General features: G+C 43.2%; 12 protein-coding genes, 2 tRNA genes and 3 rRNA genes. 12 read left to right on the forward strand and 5 right to left on the reverse strand.

Annotated elements, in window-relative coordinates; all coding sequences use genetic code 11:
• The 5 genes from dnaA (at position 1) to M5E07_RS00025 (ending at position 6,718) form a co-directional block, all read left to right on the forward strand.
• On the forward strand, positions 1-1,374 hold the full coding sequence (gene dnaA, locus M5E07_RS00005) for a chromosomal replication initiator protein DnaA (RefSeq protein ID WP_116762921.1): 1,374 nt from the start codon (positions 1-3) through the stop codon (positions 1,372-1,374).
• Between the two features lie 110 nt (positions 1,375-1,484).
• Positions 1,485-2,633, forward strand: a complete 1,149-nt coding sequence (dnaN, locus tag M5E07_RS00010) for a DNA polymerase III subunit beta (RefSeq protein ID WP_116762919.1) — start codon at positions 1,485-1,487, stop codon at positions 2,631-2,633.
• Between the two features lie 14 nt (positions 2,634-2,647).
• A complete protein-coding gene (gene recF, locus M5E07_RS00015) occupies positions 2,648-3,730 on the forward strand; it encodes a DNA replication/repair protein RecF (RefSeq protein WP_252220830.1) in 1,083 nt (360 codons plus the stop codon).
• A 43-nt stretch (positions 3,731-3,773) separates the two neighbouring features.
• Positions 3,774-6,242, forward strand: coding sequence for a DNA topoisomerase (ATP-hydrolyzing) subunit B (gyrB, locus tag M5E07_RS00020; RefSeq protein WP_116762914.1), 2,469 nt, complete (start codon positions 3,774-3,776; stop codon positions 6,240-6,242).
• Between the two features lie 122 nt (positions 6,243-6,364).
• On the forward strand, positions 6,365-6,718 hold the full coding sequence (locus M5E07_RS00025) for a hypothetical protein (protein ID WP_252220832.1): 354 nt from the start codon (positions 6,365-6,367) through the stop codon (positions 6,716-6,718).
• Positions 6,719-6,798: 80 nt separating this feature from the next.
• Here the strand turns inward: M5E07_RS00025 and tyrS are convergent, their stop codons facing one another.
• Positions 6,799-8,031 (reverse strand): tyrosine--tRNA ligase, encoded by a 1,233-nt coding sequence (tyrS, locus tag M5E07_RS00030; RefSeq protein ID WP_116762910.1) that lies wholly within the window; start codon positions 8,029-8,031, stop codon positions 6,799-6,801.
• A gap of 63 nt (positions 8,032-8,094) precedes the next feature.
• Here tyrS and M5E07_RS00035 point away from each other — a divergent pair, with 63 nt between their 5' ends.
• On the forward strand, positions 8,095-9,225 hold the full coding sequence (locus tag M5E07_RS00035) for an anhydro-N-acetylmuramic acid kinase (protein ID WP_252220834.1): 1,131 nt from the start codon (positions 8,095-8,097) through the stop codon (positions 9,223-9,225).
• Between the two features lie 63 nt (positions 9,226-9,288).
• Here the strand turns inward: M5E07_RS00035 and erpA are convergent, their stop codons facing one another.
• The 4 genes from erpA to M5E07_RS00055 all read right to left on the reverse strand — a co-directional run bounded on the left by erpA (position 9,289) and on the right by M5E07_RS00055 (position 13,185).
• Complete coding sequence (gene erpA, locus M5E07_RS00040) at positions 9,289-9,624, reverse strand: iron-sulfur cluster insertion protein ErpA (protein WP_116762906.1); 336 nt, start codon at positions 9,622-9,624, stop codon at positions 9,289-9,291.
• A gap of 126 nt (positions 9,625-9,750) precedes the next feature.
• Positions 9,751-10,758 (reverse strand): putative solute-binding protein, encoded by a 1,008-nt coding sequence (locus M5E07_RS00045; RefSeq protein WP_116762970.1) that lies wholly within the window; start codon positions 10,756-10,758, stop codon positions 9,751-9,753.
• 190 nt (positions 10,759-10,948) lie between these two features.
• A complete protein-coding gene (locus M5E07_RS00050; protein WP_116762904.1) occupies positions 10,949-11,959 on the reverse strand; it encodes a putative solute-binding protein in 1,011 nt (336 codons plus the stop codon).
• Positions 11,960-12,177: 218 nt separating this feature from the next.
• A complete protein-coding gene (locus M5E07_RS00055) occupies positions 12,178-13,185 on the reverse strand; it encodes a putative solute-binding protein (RefSeq protein WP_252220836.1) in 1,008 nt (335 codons plus the stop codon).
• A 184-nt stretch (positions 13,186-13,369) separates the two neighbouring features.
• Here M5E07_RS00055 and M5E07_RS00060 point away from each other — a divergent pair, with 184 nt between their 5' ends.
• The 6 genes from M5E07_RS00060 (at position 13,370) to rrf (ending at position 21,245) form a co-directional block, all read left to right on the forward strand.
• Entirely contained in the window at positions 13,370-15,301 is a 1,932-nt protein-coding gene (locus M5E07_RS00060) for an ATP-binding cassette domain-containing protein (RefSeq protein ID WP_116762900.1), read from the forward strand.
• Positions 15,302-15,879: 578 nt separating this feature from the next.
• Positions 15,880-17,416: ribosomal RNA gene (locus M5E07_RS00065) — 16S ribosomal RNA — on the forward strand.
• Positions 17,417-17,477: 61 nt separating this feature from the next.
• Positions 17,478-17,554: transfer RNA gene (locus M5E07_RS00070), tRNA-Ile, on the forward strand.
• Between the two features lie 71 nt (positions 17,555-17,625).
• A tRNA-Ala gene (locus M5E07_RS00075) sits at positions 17,626-17,701 on the forward strand.
• A 364-nt stretch (positions 17,702-18,065) separates the two neighbouring features.
• Positions 18,066-20,959, forward strand: a 23S ribosomal RNA gene (locus M5E07_RS00080).
• Between the two features lie 171 nt (positions 20,960-21,130).
• A 5S ribosomal RNA gene (rrf, locus tag M5E07_RS00085) occupies positions 21,131-21,245 on the forward strand.
• The 16S, 23S and 5S rRNA genes sit together here with 2 tRNA genes alongside, the layout of an rRNA operon.
• Positions 21,246-21,476 lie beyond the last annotated feature (231 nt).

The raw sequence follows: 21,476 nt of genomic DNA on the forward strand, positions 1-21,476 counted from the left end.
ATGCTTTGGACAGACTGCTTAACTCGCTTGCGACAAGAGCTATCTGGAAATGTTTTTACAATGTGGATTCGCCCTTTAGTTGCTGAAGAGTTAGAAGACACCTTGCGACTATATGCGCCTAATCCATATTGGACGCGCTATATTCAGGAACATCATTTAGAACTGATTACCATTTTGGCGGAGCAATTGTCTGAAGGACGGGTACGCCGTGTGGAAATTATGGTGGATTCGCGTCCAGGTGCGATTTTATCTCCAAGTGAACAACCTGCGACTACAACTGCGGCATTAGAAACTGCTGCACCTGTTGTAAAGGTAAAAAAAGAGAAAGAGGATTCGCCGTTAAAAAATAAAAAGCGATTGCTAAATCCCTTATTTACTTTTTCGCTATTTGTTGAAGGCCGTTCCAACCAAATGGCTGCTGAAACTTGCCGTAAAGTGTTGACTCAATTGGGTGCTTCTCAGCATAACCCTTTGTTTTTATATGGTCCGACAGGTTTAGGTAAAACTCACTTAATGCAAGCGGTAGGAAATGCTTTATTACAAGCCAAACCTAATGCACGTGTGATGTATATGACTGCTGAAAGCTTTGTTCAGGATTTTGTTAGCTCCTTACAACAAGGCAAGGTGGAAGAATTTAAGAAAAACTGTCGCTCTCTAGACTTACTTCTGGTGGATGATATTCATTTATTGGCGGGTAAAGAAGCGAGCTTGGTTGAGTTTTTTTATACGTTTAACGCTTTATTGGATGAATCGAAGCAAATTATCTTAACTTCGGACCGTTATCCTAAAGAATTGACAGAATTAGATGCCCGTTTAGTGTCACGTTTTTCTTGGGGCTTGTCAGTTGGGGTAGAGCCACCAGATATTGAAACGCGCATTGAGATTTTATTAAAGAAAGCTCAAAGTAGTGGTGTAGACTTGCCGCGCAACTGTGCATTATTTATTGCACAACAAGTGGTTGCGAATGTCCGTGAGTTAGAAGGTGCACTGAATAAAGTGGTCGCTATTTCACGTTTTAAAGGGACCTCGATTGACCTTGATGTGGTTCGAGAATCGCTTAAAGATGTTTTGGCAATTCGTGCTCGAACCATCAGTACGGAAAATATTCAACGGGTGGTGAGTGAATATTTCCGCATTCCACTGAAAGAATTAATCGGTCCTAAACGAACGCGTATTTATGCACGTCCGCGTCAATTGGCGATGGGTTTGGCACGTGAACTGACAGGCGATAGTTTTCCTGAAATTGGGATGGCATTTGGTGGTCGTGACCATAGTACGGTCATGCATGCGTGTGAAAAAGTGCAAAGCTTAAGAGAGGATGATCCTATCTTTAATGAGGATTACAAAAACTTGCAACGCCTGCTGCAAAGTTAATCGATCTTGGTCAAATTCTATTCTTGCAATGCGGTATATTCTGCCGCATAGTACACTGCTAAAAATTAATTAATTTATTTTTCATCTTCAGTTTTTTCGAGGAATGCATCGTGCGTTTAAAAATCGCCAAAGAAAGTTTACTTAATGTTCTTTCACATGTGGTAGGAGCCGTGGAGCGTCGCCACACCTTAAACATTTTATCGAATGTTAAAGTACAAGTGAGTCAAAATGCTTTGGCGATTACAGGTTCAGATTTAGAAGTTGAATTGGTTGCAAGTACCAATTTAATGGAAGGTGCTTGTTTACAAGCAGGTGAAACCACAGTTCCTGCACGTAAACTGATGGATATCTGTAAATCTTTACCCAGTTCGGCATTAATTGATATTCAAATTACCGAAGATCAGCGCTGTATCCTTAAATCGGGCAACAGTCGATTTGTATTGGGTACTTTGCCTGCCGAAGATTACCCCTTATTAAATACGGAAAATACACAAGGTACACAGATTGCTGTGACGCAGCGTGAATTGAAGCGTTTATTTGAAAAAACGGCCTTTGCTATGGCAGTTCAGGATGTGCGTTTTTATTTAACCGGCACCTTGTTAGAAATTGATGAAAATCAATTACGTGCAGTAACAACAGATGGTCACCGTTTGGCATTATGTGAAACATTGGCATCTTCAAATACGCAACAATTGATTCAAGCGATTGTACCGCGTAAAGCTGTCGGTGAATTACAGCGCTTGCTGAGTATTGAAGATGAGCAATTATCGTTATTGATTGGTCGTGAATTACTGAATGTGACCATCAATACGCCAAGTCGTGATAAAGAGCAGGGAACCATTAAAGTGCGTTTTACCACGAAACTGATTGATGGAAAATTCCCTGATTATCGCCGTGTGATTCCACGTGGTGGTGATAAAAAAGTGTTGATTGCACATGATGTGTTTAAGCAGTCTTTACAGCGCGTTTCTATTTTAAGTAATGAAAAACTGCGTGGCGTATTCTTGAATTTCAGTGCAGATACTTTGCAATTGCGTGCCAATAACCCTGAACAAGATGAAGCGATTGAAGATTTGGCAATCCAGTACAACGATGCACCATTGGAAATGTCATTTAATGCGCAGTATTTACTTGATGTGCTTGGTGTTTTGGATGGCGATGATGTTTCGATGACCATGAGTGAAGCCAATCAATCGGTGTTGGTACATGATCCTGCACATGCCGATCAGACCTATGTTGTCATGCCAATGCGTGTGTAATCGCTAGATTTATTATGCAGATTACGCGTTTAAACATCGAACGTGTTCGTAATTTAAAAACGGTTGCACTCTCAGAGTTGCAGCCGTTTAACGTCTTTTATGGTGCGAATGGTTCGGGGAAAACCTCTATTTTGGAGGCGATTCATTTACTGGCGACAGGTCGTTCCTTTCGTACCCATATTCCTAAACACTATATTCTGCATGATGCCCAGAATGCTGTCGTTTTTGCCCAATCTTCCAGTGAAAAAATTGGGATGCAAAAACATGTTAGCGGTGAGCAGGTCATGAAAGTGAATGGTGATCATATCGCCACGCAAGGGCAGTTAGCAAAACTATTACCTTTACAGCATATTGATCCGCAAAGTACCGATATTATTGATCATGGTGCTAAACCAAGACGACAGTTGCTCGATTGGTTGATGTTTCACGTGGAACCTGAGTTCTATCATGCTTGGCAGTTTTATTCACGTGCCTTAAAACAACGCAATAGCCTATTAAAATCGCGGCGTCATTTAAGTCTAGAAAGTTTAGAACCGTGGAATAAAATGTTAGGTGAATATGGTGAAATTTTACATTCACAGCGGGTTGCGATTGTGGAACAGTGGAATGTATTTTTTCAGCAAGATTTGCAGCATCTGCTGCCCAATTTAAGTGTTGAACTAGAATATCTCGCTGGCTTTCATACCGAACAGGGATTGCTGCATGACCTGTGCAGTCAGCACCAAAAAGATGTGGATCGAAGATATACTGAATATGGTCCACATCGTGCCGATTTACGTCTGAAAACCCCAATGGGGGAGGCAGATATTGTACTGTCACGTGGACAGAAAAAGCTGTTGATTATGGCGCTAAAACTCTCACAGATTGCAATGCTACATGCCTGTAATAAGGAAACTGTGGTATTATTAGATGATCTGACAGCAGAATTAGATTTAGCCGCACAACAACGTTTAATTGAGCGATTAAGCCAACTTGGTAGTCAAGTTTTTATTACCACTTTAGAGCATGAATCTGTGCAAAAACATTTACATGACTTGTCTATTTCCCACCAATTGTTCCACGTGGAAAATGGTCGAGTAGTATGTGTTGTGCAATGATTTCCCATCTTTGGATAGACCGATTTTTCACTAGGGAGTAACCATGAGTTCAGAAGACCAAACTGTCACTCAAACAGAACAAAGCAACGAAAAGGCTTATGATTCCTCTAGCATCAAAGTGTTGCGTGGTTTGGATGCCGTTCGTAAGCGCCCAGGTATGTATATTGGTGATACTGATGATGGTTCAGGTTTGCATCACATGGTATTCGAAGTGGTGGATAACGCCATTGATGAAGCTTTAGCAGGTCATTGTGATGAAATCTTGGTGACGATTCATGAAGATGAGTCAGTCAGTGTTTCTGATAACGGTCGTGGTATTCCAACCGATATTCACCCTGAAGAAGGGGTTTCTGCCGCAGAAGTTATTTTAACTATTCTGCATGCGGGCGGTAAATTTGATGATAATAGTTATAAAGTCTCAGGCGGTTTGCACGGGGTAGGTGTTTCCGTTGTAAATGCCTTGTCGAGCAAACTCGAATTAATCATTCACCGTGCGGGGCATATTCATCAACAAGAATATCGTCATGGTGATCCGCAGTATCCACTCAAAGTGATTGGTAATACGGAAACCACAGGCACGATTGTACGTTTTTGGCCAAGTTCGGACACCTTTAGCCAAACAATTTTTAGTGTTGATATTTTGGCACGTCGTTTACGTGAATTGTCTTTCCTGAATGCAGGTGTACGTATTGTTCTGCGTGATGAGCGGATTAATTTAGAACATGTATATGACTATGAAGGTGGTTTGTCTGAGTTTGTTAAATATATTAATCAGGGCAAAAACCATCTGAATGACATTTTCCACTTTACTACCCAAGCTGAAAATGGCATTGGGGTGGAAGTGGCGTTGCAATGGAATGACACTTATCAAGAAAATGTCCGTTGCTTTACCAACAATATTCCGCAAAAAGATGGTGGTACACATTTAGCAGGCTTCCGTGCAGCGTTGACCCGTGGCTTAAATAGCTATATGGAAAATGAGAGTTTGTTGAAAAAAGAAAAAGTGGCAGTCACGGGGGATGATGCTCGTGAAGGTTTAACCGCCATAATTTCGGTTAAAGTGCCAGATCCGAAGTTTTCTTCGCAAACCAAAGAAAAATTGGTATCGAGTGAAGTGAAATCTGCGGTAGAGCAAGCCATGAACAAGGCATTCTCTGAATACTTGCTTGAGAACCCTGCTGCGGCAAAATCAATTGCAGGCAAAATTATTGATGCGGCACGTGCACGTGATGCTGCGCGTAAAGCCCGTGAAATGACTCGTCGTAAAAGTGCATTAGATATTGCGGGTTTGCCAGGTAAATTGGCAGACTGTCAGGAAAAAGATCCAGCTTTGTCTGAACTGTATCTGGTCGAGGGTGATTCTGCGGGTGGTTCAGCGAAACAAGGTCGTAACCGTAAAATGCAGGCGATTTTACCGCTGAAAGGTAAAATCCTAAATGTGGAACGTGCGCGCTTTGACAAGATGATTTCTTCTCAGGAAGTCGGCACGCTGATCACGGCTTTGGGCTGCGGTATTGGTCGTGAAGAATACAATCCTGATAAGTTGCGTTATCACAAAATCATTATCATGACCGATGCCGACGTCGATGGTTCGCATATTCGTACCTTATTATTAACCTTTTTCTTCCGTCAAATGCCAGAATTGGTGGAACGTGGACATATTTATATTGCGCAACCACCACTTTATAAATTGAAAAAGGGTAAGCATGAACAATACATGAAAGATAATGAAGCGCTCGAAACCTTCCTGATCTCGAATGCAATTGATGATCTGGCTTTGCATATCAGTGCTGAAGCTCCAGCGATTCGTGGTGAAGCTTTAGCCAAGGTAATTGCTGATTATCAAACCTCACAGAAAAGTTTACAGCGTTTAACCCAGCGTTATCCTGCAAGCTTGTTGGATGGTTTGATCTCGATGGATGCTTATAAGTTTGATCATTCACAAGATTTGGCTTATGTACAACAGTGGGGTGAGCAATTGCGTGCCGCTGTGGAAAAAACGCAGCCAAGCTTACGCCCAGAGTTGATGCTCGAAGCGTTTGATAAAGAGTTGGCAGATGGTCAAAAAGTGGTGGTGTATTTCCCGCGCATCACAATTTATGTGCATAATCTCCCACACAGCTATTTACTCGATGCGGGTTTATTGTCTTCGGGCGAGTATGTGCGTTTGCTGAAAAATTCCAAGAGCTGGTTTAGCCTGCTTGAAGAGGGTGCATATTTAGAAAAAGGCGAGCGTAAGATTGCGGTCAACAATTTCCATCAAGTATGGCAACACATTTTACAAGACTCGCGCCGCGGCATGATGATCCAACGCTATAAAGGTTTGGGTGAGATGAATGCGGAGCAGTTGTGGGAAACCACGATGGACCCTGAAAACCGTCATATGTTGCAAGTCACCATTGATGATGCGATTGAAGCAGACCGCATGTTCTCTTGCTTAATGGGGGATGATGTCGAACCACGTCGTGCCTTCATTGAAGAGAATGCCTTAAATGCAGATATTGATGCATAACTGTTTGGGATGTTCTAAAGCAGCCTAAGGGCTGCTTTTTTATTGGGGATTATTTTGTTGATGGTTATTAAACTGTCGTATTGCTGTGGCATGCTGAATAAAAATAACTGAGCGGAAAGCATATGGACTTAAGTTTGGAACAGTGTCGTGATCATTGGCTGAATGCTTTTTATACGGGACAAGTACAGGAACTGATGGTATACGAGCATCCTGAGTTTAAAGTGGTGTATGAAGCTCAAAGGAAGGTTGAAAGCAATTTAAGTCGTTATGCTAGTATTCAGCATGCGGTACAAAATAGGGTGTGGAAACCTCAGCATTTAGAAATTCAAACCGAAATATTTGAGTTTAATCCGACGCAAACTGAATGCCGAATCTTGCTCCATCTAGCGCAGCCCGAACAAATGATTCAAGAAACATGGCACTACCAGTCTGATGCATGGCAAATCACAGAGCTTCGCTTTGTAAAAACAAAATGATCGAGTTGCTGAAGCAATTTAATTTTCAGCATAAAAAAAGCAGGTCCAGTGACCTGCTTTTAATTTATTGTGGATTGGTCTTAGTCAGTAAAAGTCACTTTCGCAATGGCTTTTTTACCCGCTTGAACAATCACCGTGATATTTTCTTTCACAGAGAAGCTGGCATCCACCACATTCCAATCGACTTTAACGGCTCCACGTGAAACAGCATCTTTGGCTGCAGCCGCATTTTTGGTTAAACCCGCAGCGCGTACAATCGAAGCAATAAACATTTCACCACCAAATTCAGCGCGTGAAATCGTGATTTCTGGTGTTCCTTCCGGTAATTCACCTTCAGTAATAATGTTGCCCGCACCTTTATGCGCATTGGCAGCAGCTTCCGCACCGTGGAAACGCTCAACCAATTCAAGTGCCAGAATTTTCTTCACTTCTTGTGGATTACGACCATCTTCAACTTCTTTGAGCAAGACTTTGATTTCTTCAATTGATTTAAAACTCAGAAGATCAAAATAACGTTCAATCAAAGCATCGGGCATGGAAAGCACTTTTTGGTACATTGCTCCAGGCGTATCAAATACCCCAATGTAGTTGCCTAAAGATTTAGACATTTTGTTGACGCCATCTAAACCTTCAAGGATCGGCACGGTAATACACACTTGTGCTTCTTGATCATAACGACCTTGTAAGGTACGACCCATCAGCAAGTTAAAGGTTTGATCTGTCCCACCAAGTTCGACATCGGCATGTAAGGCAACAGAGTCATAGCCTTGTACCAGTGGATACAAGAATTCGTGAATGGCAATCGGTTGTTGATTATTATAACGCTTAGTGAAGTCATCACGTTCTAACATACGCGCCACAGTTTGCTGTGATGCCAACTGAATTAAATCAGCCGCAGTTTTAGTCGCAAACCATTCCGAGTTAAACACCACTTTGGTTTTGTTCGGATCAAGAATTTTAAACACTTGTTCTTGATAAGTCTTGGCATTTTCTAAGACTTGTTCGCGTGACAACGGTGGGCGTGTGGCACTTTTACCTGTTGGATCACCAATCATCGCCGTATAGTCACCAATCAAGAAAAAAACTTCATGACCGAGGTCTTGGAACGTTTTTAATTTGTTGATCAGCACAGTATGACCTAAGTGTAAGTCAGGTGCAGTCGGGTCGAAGCCCGCTTTAATTTTTAGAGGACGATTCTCTTTGAGTTTCTTTAATAGATCCTCTTCAGAGATAATTTCATGAGTGCCTCGTTGAATGAGGGCAAGTTGTTCTTCAGCCGGCAGGAAATTTGACATCACAAAACCCAAACACATCAGTTATTCAATTTGTGCGATATACTAACACTTTTTCAGCACATTGCAGGCTTTAGAATAATCATGACAGCAATCTATATTGGGGTAATGACCGGCACCAGCATGGATGGGGTAGATATTGTGGCCGCTTCATTCGACCCATTGCAGTTGCATGCCACGCTCACCTTAGCGTTTGACCCTGATTTACGAAATGAACTGATGGCACTCACGTTGCCTGATGATAACGAAATAGATCGTATGGGTAAGGCTGATGTGGCTTTGGCAAAAATGATTGGTGAAGGCATCAATACACTGATTGAACAGCATCAACTCGACCGCAGCCAAATTAAAGCGATTGGTTCGCATGGGCAGACCATTCGACATCGCCCAGAGCATGGCTTTACCTTACAGATTGGCGATCCAAATATCATTACCGAAATCACTCAAATTCCTGTGGTCTCTGATTTCCGCCGTCGTGACATGGCTGCGGGTGGGCAGGGTGCACCTTTGGTCCCTGCTTTTCATCAAGCTTTATTTCAGCATGAAAGCATTCACCGTGTGATTCTGAATTTAGGTGGCATTGCCAATGTCAGTCTTTTACCTGCGGGTGCACCAGAGCTGGTTTCGGGTTTTGATACGGGACCAGCCAATATTCTGATGGATGCATGGTGCCATCGTTATACCGGACAACCGTATGATGAAAATGGTAATTGGGCTGCCTATGGTCAGCCAATTCGCAGCTTATTAGAGCGTTTACAGGCACATGACTTTTTTGCCAAAGAGCCGCCTAAAAGTACGGGACGTGAAGATTTTAATTTGGATTGGTTGGATGACCAAATCATGGACTGGCGCAATGACGAGCTGGCGTATGATGAATTGGAAGATAACCCTGAAAATATCCAAGCCACCTTATTAAAACTGACTACACGTGCTATTAAGAAAGCGATCTATCGTTCAGGTATGGACACGGGCGAGGTCTATGTCTGTGGTGGTGGTGCGTATAATTCACAACTTTTGGAACAATTACGCTGGCGTTTACGCAAGCACCAATGGACGGTACAAAGTACCGCAGATTTAGGTTTAAGTCCCACTTGGGTTGAAGCCACAGCTTTTGCTTGGTTAGCGAAGCGTTTTGTTGAGCATTTAAGCGGTAATTTACCTACGGTGACTGGAGCTGAGGGTTATCGTATTTTAGGCAGCATAACTGCAGTTTAAACGTCGAGAAGACATCAATAAAAAAACCTCCTGAATTGGAGGTTTTTTACGTCTGTGATCAACTTAAATTGAGAAAGATGATCCACAGCCACAAGTGGTGGTTGCATTGGGATTCTGTACAATAAAGCGTGAACCTTCAAGACCTTCAATATAATCAACCACAGAACCGATTAAATATTGATAGCTAAGAGAGTCGACCAGCATTTTCACATCGCCATTGATGAATTCGGCATCATCTTCATTCATATTATCGGCAAAGTTAAAGCCATAAGAAAAGCCAGAACAGCCCCCGCCTGTTACATAGACACGTAACATTAAATCTTGGTTGCCTTCACTATCGCGCAATTGGCGTACTTTATTTGCAGCATTGTCGGTCAACACAAGCGTTGGAGCAGTCATGATAGATTCCTCTGTTCGGTTCATGGGTCTTTTAAAAATGAAAAAGACCATATCTCTAGTATAGCATACTCAATATATGGTCAATATTCGAAGATTAAAAGTTAAATCAGAGTAATTTTATCAAGATTATTTGTAGTTTTCATCTTGTAGACCACATTCAAAATTTTTGGCATCTTCTTTACAGCGGAATTGCCACAGCAGTTTCATCATGCGTTTGTCATATACCCCTTGCTGAGTCAAATTAATTCGCGCGTCACGCATCATTTTTTGATAGCCTGGTTTATCGGGAGCAGGGACGTCCATCCAGTATTTGCTTGGAATATCGGCTTTCATTTTACCTAAAATGCCAAAAGCACGTGGAAGTTGTGATTTGACCCATTCACGTGATTGCTGCCCATAGCCTTTGGGGAAACGGTCAGGGCGAATAATAATATTGCCTGTGACTTGTAAGATGGGATAATTCACAATTGCGCCCTTGCTGCCTAAACCTTTGTGTAATTCGAGTGGTTTAAAGGCCGCTGCAGGGGCACCAATAATATCGACCTGACCATTATTAAATTTACTGCCAAAATTGGTGACATCAGAACTGACGGCTTGGGCACCGACTTGTTGCACCATGATTTTTTGCGCTTGATCATAATCCAGCACGGCAATCTTTTTGCCTGCCGCTTTGGCGACAGTATTGATGCGACGATCATTGACCAACAGATAGGCATCACCGACTGGAATGACGCCTGCAACTTCATATTTGCCTTTCACCATATATTTGCTAAATGTAGGATTGGCTAAACCTTGCATGACTTTAACTGCTAATTTTAGATTGGGAATGGCCCCAATGGCATCGAGTGAGCCAGTAAAATCATTAAATTGACGCCCTCGCATGCCAGTCACACTAATGCCATCGCATTTCCCGGCCTTAAAATCTTCGGCAATGACCGCTTCATTTTGGGCAACTCGCAATTCAATATCTGCGCCCCAGTTTTTGGCAGCCAATTGATAGTCTTTCATTAGGGCGTAAACATCGCCACTTTTACCGACCAAGTCAAATACGCAAACCACTTGTTTGGCTTGTACAAGACTGGTTGCAGCGCATAGCCCGAGTCCGATTAAAAGTTGTATTGATGATCGTTTCATCATGTGAATTTTCCTTATTCCATTCTTTTTGTATTGTTGGGATGATGTTTTTCATCGTTTTAAGTGCTAAAGCAAAGCGTTTACCTATGTTCAAGATTAGCGTGTTTTTATCCTTGAACATTGGCACTTTAGAGCAAAACTTAAATAAAAAAGCCTAGAATAATCTAGGCCTTAGTTATTGATTTATGGTTTATTCACCTGCCATTGAACACTCAAAATTGGCTTTATCGACAGAGCAACGTGCCTTTTTCAAGACACTCATCATGCCTGTATCATAAATACCTTGTTTGGTGAGATCGATACGACCATCACGTAACATTTTTTGATATTTAATTTTATCTTCAGCACTTAAATTCATGCGGTATTTGGCAGGAATACCCGCTTCAAGGCGATTAATCATCGAGAAGCTTTTTGGTAAATTCTTGACAAACCAGTCACGAGATTTTTGTCCAAAACCAGCAGGGAATTGCTCAGGGCGAATCACAAAGTCGGCAGTCACTTGTAGAACAGGAAAGTTAAACATTGCGCCGTTATTGCCTAAACCCTTATAAATTTCGAGAGGTTTGTATGCATAGGCAGGGGCACCCACCATGTCCACTTGACCATTATTAAATTTAGCTACGAAATTTGAAACATCCGAAATGACCGCTTGAGCACCAACACGTTGCACCATAATTTTTTGTGCTTGGTCATAGCCCAAGACTGCGAATTTTTTCCCAGCCGCTTTTTCTATGGAATTGATGTTTTTATCACGGACGAATATAAAAGCAGAGCCAAGGGGGGCAATACCAGCCACTTCATATTTTTTGCCACTCAACGTGGTCACCATTTTGCTGGCATTACGTTGGTCTAGGGCAAAGCTAATGGCTTTTTGCGCAATGGCGTTGCTGGGTACGCCACCTAAGGCATCAATTGAACCTGCAAATTTATTGTATTGACGTGCGCGCATTGCAGTCATAAAAACGCCGTCACATTTACCTGCTTTAAAATCGTTGTCTGCGACGGCTTCATCTTGTCGTGGAATCAGGTTGACTTCTGCACCCCAGCTTTTTGCTGCTAGTGCCCATTCTTGCGCCATTCGATAAGATTCGCCTGACTTACCTAGCAAATCAAATACACAGATATCTACTTTGGCGGCTTGCGCAGTCGTAGAAAGACCCACAGCAGTCAAAGCAGCTAAACCGAACATGACTTTTTTCATTGTGTTCATCCTTTTCAGATTGGTTATTGTTTTAAGTGTCCTTACACGCAAACAATATTAAGCAAGTTTTGTATTTATAAATAGAGTATTTACTCCATTTTTAAATAAAAAAATGACACGCGCTGCAAAATTGCTGTCAAATTGTCCAATCCAAAGCTGTGTTTTAATTAAAATCAGTGAATTAAAAGGATTTTGGGCTTAAAAAAATCATGATTAAATTATTCCCCGCCTAGTGAGCATTCAAAATTGGTGCGCTCAACGGTACATCTGGCTTTTTTCAGCACCGTCATCATGGTGGGATCATAGATACCTTGTTGGGTCAGATCCATCCGCGCATCACGCAACAATTTTTGATATTTTTCTTTGTCATCTTTGTTCAGTTGCATACGATATTTGCTCGGAATAGTGGCTTCTACACGCTGCACCATAGCAAAATTTCTAGGTAGTTGGCGGACAAACCATTGCCGAGATTGGGCAGCAAAACCCTCTGGAAATTGTTCTGGTCGAATAATCAGGTCTGCCGTGACATTTAATACCGGAAAATTGATCATTGCGCCGTTATTGCCCAAACCTTTATAAATCTCAAGAGGTTTAAAGGCATAAGCAGGCGCGGGCACGACATCGACTTCATTCTGATTAAATTTTTTCACAAAATTGGAAATTTCAGACATGACAGGAACAGCATTAATGCGTTTCACCATAATTTTTTGTGCCTGATCAAACTCCATCACTGCAATTTTTTTACCGTTGAGTTTTTCAATGGTATTGACTGATTTATCCCGTACAAATAAGTAGGCTGGGCCAATCTGACCAATCCCTGCAACTTCATAGGTCTCTTTACCTGATTTGGTGATGAGGCGTTTCTGATTTCGTTTGTCTAAAACATAAATAATGGCTTTCTGCGCAATCGCGTTATTGGGTACCCCACCCAAGGCATCAATTGAACCTGCAAATTTATTATAATTACGGGCACGCATGGAGGTCATATAAAAACCGTCACATTTTCCAGCTTTGAAGTCTTGGTCTAATTTGGCTTCATCTTTGTAAGCCGTTAGGTCTATATTGGCGCCCCAGTTTTTACTGACCAATGCCCATTCTTCAAGAAACTTATAAGAGTCTCCAGATTTGCCAAGCAAATCGAAAACGCAAACATTAATATTTGCATGCGCTAAATTGGACAAATTGAATAGTGTTGCTGTAGACAAGACAAAAAAGGCTTTTCTCATTATTTCACCTCATTTTTTTGATTTTTCAGGAACAAATTTATATAACCATGTTTTTTTTGAATAAAATAGAGTTTTTACTCTATTTCCGACCGATAACATTTTAGTGTATATGCGGTTGGTATTTTTTCTTTTCTAAGCGACTTCCTTTAGAATAGCGCTAACTTTTTATCTGCCAGTGTTTGTGATGATCCAATTAGACCAACTTTCGATTCGTCGTGGTGGACGCGTACTCTTCCAAAAAGCCTCGATGCAATTACATCCAGGTTGGAAAATTGGTTTAACTGGCGTAAATGGCGCTGGTAAATCAACCTTATTTTCTGCGCTCTTGGGGGGGATGGAGTCCGACGGGGGATCTTTAACCCGTCCTGCGGTGTGGACCGTTGCCCATATGGCACAAGAAATCAAAGCTTTAGACATGAAAGCAATTGATTTTGTTTTATCAGGCGACGAAGAATATTGGGAAATTCAGAACAAACTGGATCATCCTGAAAACTTAAGTGATGATGAACTTGCTCATTTATATGGACGCTTTGATGAAATTCATGGTTATTCAGCCGCGGCTAAAGCATCACAACTCATGGCTGGTTTAGGTTTCTTTGAACATCAATCACAACTCGATGTTTCAAGTTTCTCGGGCGGTTGGCGTATGCGTCTGAACCTTGCGCGTACCCTCATGAGTCGTTCAGATTTACTGTTGCTGGATGAACCGACCAACCATTTAGACTTAGATGCTATTCTTTGGTTAGAAGATTGGTTGAAAGCCTACGAAGGAACTTTGGTTCTTATTTCGCATGACCGTGATTTCTTGGATGCGATTACCGACCATATTTTACATATCGAAAATCAAGAACTGATTTTATATACCGGTAACTACTCGACCTTCGAACGTACTCGTAGTGAGCGTTTGGCACAACAACAACAAGCCTACGAAAAGCAATTAGAAACACGTGCACATTTGCAAAAATATATCGACCGCTTTAAAGCGCAAGCCACCAAAGCCAAACAAGCGCAAAGTCGAATTAAACAATTGGAACGTATGCAGGAACTTTCTGCAGCGCATGTCGATACGCCGTTTACCTTTAGTTTCCGTGAACCAAGTAAAATGAGTTCACCTTTACTGGAACTTGAAACTGCCGATATTGGTTACGGTGAAAAACTGATTGTGACCAATGTGAATTTGCAAATTACCCCGACCAGTCGAATTGGTTTATTGGGAATGAATGGCGCAGGTAAATCAACCTTGATTAAATCACTGGTTGGCGATCTAAAACTATTACAAGGAACGCGTAAAGATTCTGAACTGCTGAATATTGGTTATTTTGCTCAGCATCAAATGGATGCTTTGGATGGTAACGCCAGCCCAATGTTGCAATTGGCGCGTATTGCCGACAAAAAAATTAGTGAAGCCAGTTTACGTTCTTTCTTAGGCAGCTTTGGTTTTAGTGGCGAACGTATGGACACGCCAAGTGAAAGTTTCTCTGGTGGTGAACGAGCGCGTTTGGCTTTAGCACTCATTGTATGGCAACGTCCAAACGTATTAATTCTAGACGAACCCACCAACCATTTAGACTTAGATATGCGCCATGCACTAACAATGGCATTACAAGACTTTGAAGGTGCGGTGGTTCTGGTTTCGCATGAACGCCAACTCATTGCTTCCGTTTGTGATGAGTTGATCTTGGTTCACGCAGGTCAAAGTCGTGAATTTGATGGTGACTTGACGGCTTATGCAGAATGGTTACGTCAAGCACGTATCGATATGATGAAGAATGGCCAACAACCGTCTGCTCCAGTTCAATCCCAAGTTGAAGTGAAACCCACTATTTCTAAACTGGACAAAGAGGCTCAACGTAAAGAAGCAGCTCGTCAACGTGAACTCAGTCGTCCAATTCGTAAAAATATTGAAAAAAATGAAGTTCAGATCGCCAAAGTTCAGCCGCGCTTAGCAGAAATTGAAGTTTTATTGGGCGATCCTACGCTATATGAAGCAAACCGAAAGGACGATTTGCTGAAATTGATGGATGAACAAAATCAGTTAAAAGCAAAATTAGAGCAAATTGAAGAAGAGATGCTGACCTTAATGATGGAATTAGAAGCGTTGGAAAGCGCATTTTAATTCTTTAAATGACAAAAATAGAAAAAGCACAACGTTAACGTTGTGCTTTTTCTACATATAAGTACTAACAGCAAAAGCAAAAAACACATTAAATGAAAATAAATATGCGATTTACGTTTGAAAATGATTAAAAAATGAATGAAAAACTAGTTTTTTGCATTGTTTTGTTGAAAAAACCAACACACGTGCAAAATAATTTAAAAAGGGTATTGCAAGGGTTGGGAAATGCTGTAGAATGCACATCCATCGGCGGTGATGTTGATTAAAACTTGTTGAGAAACAAGGATTTAGCCCAAGCGGTAGAATCTGGAAGTCTTGAAGAGGTTTAAAAATAATTAACAAAACCTGTTGACTTTAACTTAGATTAGAGTAACATAGCCGACCTAGCTTGATGATGACGAGTCATCAAGAAGATCATTAAGAGATTATGAAGAACAACTTGTGTGGATTTTTACTGATTGATTGATCGAAATTATTTTCATTGATTGATGGTAGAAATTACTCGAAGTTTATTTGAGAAATATTTGTCAGAAAATTGATGAGCCAAGATTGGTACCCTTATAGGTACTACTGATTTTAAACTGAAGAGTTTGATCATGGCTCAGATTGAACGCTGGCGGCAGGCTTAACACATGCAAGTCGAGCGGAGTGGTTGTGCTTGCACAATCACTTAGCGGCGGACGGGTGAGTAATGCTTAGGAATCTGCCTATTAGTGGGGGACAACATTCCGAAAGGAATGCTAATACCGCATACGCCCTACGGGGGAAAGCAGGGGATCTTCGGACCTTGCGCTAATAGATGAGCCTAAGTCGGATTAGCTAGTTGGTGGGGTAAAGGCCTACCAAGGCGACGATCTGTAGCGGGTCTGAGAGGATGATCCGCCACACTGGGACTGAGACACGGCCCAGACTCCTACGGGAGGCAGCAGTGGGGAATATTGGACAATGGGGGGAACCCTGATCCAGCCATGCCGCGTGTGTGAAGAAGGCCTTTTGGTTGTAAAGCACTTTAAGCGAGGAGGAGGCTACTAGTACTAATACTACTGGATAGTGGACGTTACTCGCAGAATAAGCACCGGCTAACTCTGTGCCAGCAGCCGCGGTAATACAGAGGGTGCGAGCGTTAATCGGATTTACTGGGCGTAAAGCGTGCGTAGGCGGCTGATTAAGTCGGATGTGAAATCCCTGAGCTTAACTTAGGAATTGCATTCGATACTGGTCAGCTAGAGTATGGGAGAGGATGGTAGAATTCCAGGTGTAGCGGTGAAATGCGTAGAGATCTGGAGGAATACCGATGGCGAAGGCAGCCATCTGGCCTAATACTGACGCTGAGGTACGAAAGCATGGGGAGCAAACAGGATTAGATACCCTGGTAGTCCATGCCGTAAACGATGTCTACTAGCCGTTGGGGCCTTTGAGGCTTTAGTGGCGCAGCTAACGCGATAAGTAGACCGCCTGGGGAGTACGGTCGCAAGACTAAAACTCAAATGAATTGACGGGGGCCCGCACAAGCGGTGGAGCATGTGGTTTAATTCGATGCAACGCGAAGAACCTTACCTGGTCTTGACATAGTAAGAACTTTCCAGAGATGGATTGGTGCCTTCGGGAACTTACATACAGGTGCTGCATGGCTGTCGTCAGCTCGTGTCGTGAGATGTTGGGTTAAGTCCCGCAACGAGCGCAACCCTTTTCCTTATTTGCCAGCACTTCGGGTGGGAACTTTAAGGATACTGCCAGTGACAAACTGGAGGAAGGCGGGGACGACGTCAAGTCATCATGGCCCTTACGACCAGGGCTACACACGTGCTACAATGGTCGGTACAAAGGGTTGCTACCTAGCGATAGGATGCTAATCTCAAAAAGCCGATCGTAGTCCGGATTGGAGTCTGCAACTCGACTCCATGAAGTCGGAATCGCTAGTAATCGCGGATCAGAATGCCGCGGTGAATACGTTCCCGGGCCTTGTACACACCGCCCGTCACACCATGGGAGTTTGTTGCACCAGAAGTAGGTAGTCTAACCGTAAGGAGGACGCTTACCACGGTGTGGCCGATGACTGGGGTGAAGTCGTAACAAGGTAGCCGTAGGGGAACCTGCGGCTGGATCACCTCCTTAACGAAAGATTGACGATTGGTAAGAATCCACAACAAGTTGTTCTTCATGACGATGTATCTGAGGGTCTGTAGCTCAGTTGGTTAGAGCACACGCTTGATAAGCGTGGGGTCACAAGTTCAAGTCTTGTCAGACCCACCAAATCTGACTAACGAAGCATTTGAAGAAATGCTGAATACAGAAAAACAGAGACATTAACTTATTGATAAGCTGGGGACTTAGCTTAGTTGGTAGAGCGCCTGCTTTGCACGCAGGAGGTCAGGAGTTCGACTCTCCTAGTCTCCACCATATATTGAATATCAATATATAAGCTAAGTAGTTAGATTATAGAAATTAGTGAATAGAGATTGGAAGATCTTGTTTTATTAACTTCTGTGATTTATCACAGTTTCCTGACCTGACGAAGGCTGGAAAAATCATTAACAGAATATATTTGAGTTGAAATAATTTGTTCATACTCGTTGAAAACGACATAGGCAACTATGAAGTGATTAAATGAGTTACTAGCGAAATTAACTGAATCAAGCGTTTTGGTATGTGAATTGAATTGAAGCTGTACCGTGTTTAAGTACACAGAACAACAAACTGTATGATCGAGCAATCGATCTGTCCTAGTACTACTTGTAGGTGCTACGACTGTTTGGGGTTGTATAGTCAAGTAATTAAGTGCATGTGGTGGATGCCTTGGCAGTCAGAGGCGATGAAAGACGTAATAGCCTGCGATAAGCTCCGGGGAGGCGGCAAATATCCTGTGATCCGGAGATTTCTGAATGGGGAAACCCACCTACTATAAGGTAGGTATTGCAACATGAATACATAGTGTTGCAAGGCGAACGAGGGGAAGTGAAACATCTCAGTACCCTTAGGAAAAGAAATCAATTGAGATTCCCTTAGTAGCGGCGAGCGAACGGGGAAAAGCCCATTAAGTCATATCAGTTTTAGTGGAATGCTCTGGGAAGTGCAACCATAGTGGGTGATAGTCCTGTACACGAAAGGGCTGATATGATGATGTCGAGTAGGGCGAGGCACGTGAAACCTTGTCTGAATATGGGGGGACCATCCTCCAAGGCTAAATACTCCTGACTGACCGATAGTGAACCAGTACCGTGAGGGAAAGGCGAAAAGAACCCCTGTGAGGGGAGTGAAATAGATCCTGAAACCGCATGCATACAAGCAGTGGGAGCCGACTAGTTCGGTGACTGCGTACCTTTTGTATAATGGGTCAGCGACTTACATTCAGTAGCAAGGTTAACCGAATAGGGGAGCCGTAGAGAAATCGAGTCTTAATAGGGCGTTTAGTTGCTGGGTGTAGACCCGAAACCAGGCGATCTATCCATGAGCAGGTTGAAGGTTGGGTAACACTAACTGGAGGACCGAACCCACTGTCGTTGAAAAGCCAGGGGATGACTTGTGGATAGGGGTGAAAGGCTAATCAAGCCTGGTGATAGCTGGTTCTCCCCGAAAGCTATTTAGGTAGCGCCTCGGACGAATACCATAGGGGGTAGAGCACTGTTTCGGCTAGGGGGTCATCCCGACTTACCAAACCGATGCAAACTCCGAATACCTATGAGTACTATCCGGGAGACAGACTGCGGGTGCTAACGTCCGTAGTCAAGAGGAAAACAATCCAGACCGCCAGCTAAGGCCCCAAAATTATAGTTAAGTGGGAAACGATGTGGGAAGGCATAGACAGCTAGGAGGTTGGCTTAGAAGCAGCCACCCTTTAAAGAAAGCGTAATAGCTCACTAGTCGAGTCGGCCTGCGCGGAAGATGTAACGGGGCTAAAACTATATGCCGAAGCTGCGGATTTGCAATTTATTGCAAGTGGTAGGGGAGCGTTCTGTAAGCCGATGAAGGTGTATTGAGAAGTATGCTGGAGGTATCAGAAGTGCGAATGCTGACGTGAGTAACGACAATGCGAGTGAAAAACTCGCACGCTGAAAGACCAAGGGTTCCAGTCCAACGTTAATCGGGGCTGGGTGAGTCGACCCCTAAGGCGAGGCCGAGAGGCGTAGTCGATGGGAAATTGGTTAATATTCCAATACTTCTGTGTAATGCGATGAGAGGACGGAGAAGGTTAAGTCAGCCTGGCGTTGGTTGTCCAGGTGAAAGGTTGTAGGCATGTATCTTAGGCAAATCCGGGGTACTCTATGCTGAGAACTGATAGCAAGCTGTACTTGTACAGTGAAGTGGCTGATACCATGCTTCCAGGAAAAGTCTCTAAGCTTCAGTTACACAGGAATCGTACCCGAAACCGACACAGGTGGTCAGGTCGAGTAGACCAAAGCGCTTGAGAGAACTCTGCTGAAGGAACTAGGCAAAATGGTACCGTAACTTCGGGAGAAGGTACGCTGCTGACGGTGATTCCCCTCGCGGGATGAGCTATTGGCAGCCACAGAAACCAGGCCCCTGCAACTGTTTATTAAAAACATAGCACTCTGCAAACACGAAAGTGGACGTATAGGGTGTGATGCCTGCCCGGTGCTGGAAGGTTAATTGATGGGGTTAGCGTAAGCGAAGCTCTTGATCGAAGCCCCAGTAAACGGCGGCCGTAACTATAACGGTCCTAAGGTAGCGAAATTCCTTGTCGGGTAAGTTCCGACCTGCACGAATGGCATAATGATGGGGGCGCTGTCTCCAGCAGAGACTCAGTGAAATCGAATTCGCCGTGAAGATGCGGTGTACCCGCGGCTAGACGGAAAGACCCCGTGAACCTTTACTGCAGCTTGACATTGAACTTTGATCTTACTTGTGTAGGATAGGTGGGAGGCTTTGAAGTTGGAACGCTAGTTCCAATGGAGCCGTCCTTGAAATACCACCCTGGTAATATTGAGGTTCTAACTCTGTCCCGTTATCCGGGACGAGGACCATGTCTGGTGGGTAGTTTGACTGGGGCGGTCTCCTCCTAAAGAGTAACGGAGGAGTACGAAGGTGCGCTCAGCGTGGTCGGAAATCACGCGTAGAGTATAAAGGCAAAAGCGCGCTTAACTGCGAGACCCACAAGTCGAGCAGGTACGAAAGTAGGTCTTAGTGATCCGGTGGTTCTGTATGGAAGGGCCATCGCTCAACGGATAAAAGGTACTCTGGGGATAACAGGCTGATACCGCCCAAGAGTTCATATCGACGGCGGTGTTTGGCACCTCGATGTCGGCTCATCTCATCCTGGGGCTGAAGCAGGTCCCAAGGGTATGGCTGTTCGCCATTTAAAGAGGTACGCGAGCTGGGTTTAGAACGTCGTGAGACAGTTCGGTCCCTATCTACCGTGGGCGCTGGAAATTTGAGAGGATCTGCTCCTAGTACGAGAGGACCAGAGTGGACGAACCTCTGGTGTACCGGTTGTGACGCCAGTCGCATCGCCGGGTAGCTATGTTCGGAAGGGATAACCGCTGAAAGCATCTAAGCGGGAAGCCTACCTCAAGATAAGATTTCCCTAGGACTTTATGTCCTCTAAAGAGCCGTTGAAGACTACGACGTTGATAGGTTGGATGTGGAAGCATAGTGATATGTGAAGCTGACCAATACTAATTGCTCGTGAGGCTTGACTATACAACACCCAAACAGTTGGTGTTGTGGTTCAAATCACTGCAAATAACTTGATTTAGTTATAAAGCTAGATACAATATCCAACTCAAATATACCTGTTAATAACTCATTTGACGAAAGTTAGGCATACACGCTGTGTAAATAAGACCATAACGAATAGTCATAAACAGTTGTGCTGGCGACAATAGCAAGAGTGAACCACCTGATCCCTTCCCGAACTCAGAAGTGAAACCTCTTAGCGCTGATGGTAGTGTGGGGTTACCCATGTGAGAGTAAGTCATCGCCAGCTCATTTATTCAAACACCCCCTAACCAACGTTAGGGGGTGTTTTTTATTGCATATTAATAAATAAAAGATGAAAATTATTCAAAGAAGATGATCAATTTGCAAAGCAAGCTAACTTTGGTCTTATTGTTTCAGAATTTACGTTTAATACTATGATTTTAAATAAATAATTATTAATGATTGCAATATAAGTAACGTTTTTACTAGATTTTAAAGTCTATTTAGCACTTAAATT

Source organism: Acinetobacter tibetensis (assembly GCF_023824315.1).
GTDB lineage: Bacteria > Pseudomonadota > Gammaproteobacteria > Pseudomonadales > Moraxellaceae > Acinetobacter > Acinetobacter tibetensis.

Excerpts from the sequence above, each read along its gene's own strand:
- dnaA (WP_116762921.1), top strand. The coding sequence starts at position 1 with ATGCTTTGGACAGACTGCTTAACTCGCTTGCGACAAGAGCTATCTGGA.
- recF (WP_252220830.1), top strand. The coding sequence starts at position 2,648 with ATGCAGATTACGCGTTTAAACATCGAACGTGTTCGTAATTTAAAAACG.
- gyrB (WP_116762914.1), top strand. The coding sequence starts at position 3,774 with ATGAGTTCAGAAGACCAAACTGTCACTCAAACAGAACAAAGCAACGAA.
- M5E07_RS00025 (WP_252220832.1), top strand. The coding sequence starts at position 6,365 with ATGGACTTAAGTTTGGAACAGTGTCGTGATCATTGGCTGAATGCTTTT.
- tyrS (WP_116762910.1), bottom strand. The coding sequence starts at position 8,031 with ATGTGTTTGGGTTTTGTGATGTCAAATTTCCTGCCGGCTGAAGAACAA.
- M5E07_RS00035 (WP_252220834.1), top strand. The coding sequence starts at position 8,095 with ATGACAGCAATCTATATTGGGGTAATGACCGGCACCAGCATGGATGGG.
- erpA (WP_116762906.1), bottom strand. The coding sequence starts at position 9,624 with ATGACTGCTCCAACGCTTGTGTTGACCGACAATGCTGCAAATAAAGTA.
- M5E07_RS00045 (WP_116762970.1), bottom strand. The coding sequence starts at position 10,758 with ATGAAACGATCATCAATACAACTTTTAATCGGACTCGGGCTATGCGCT.
- M5E07_RS00050 (WP_116762904.1), bottom strand. The coding sequence starts at position 11,959 with ATGAAAAAAGTCATGTTCGGTTTAGCTGCTTTGACTGCTGTGGGTCTT.
- M5E07_RS00055 (WP_252220836.1), bottom strand. The coding sequence starts at position 13,185 with ATGAGAAAAGCCTTTTTTGTCTTGTCTACAGCAACACTATTCAATTTG.
- M5E07_RS00060 (WP_116762900.1), top strand. The coding sequence starts at position 13,370 with ATGATCCAATTAGACCAACTTTCGATTCGTCGTGGTGGACGCGTACTC.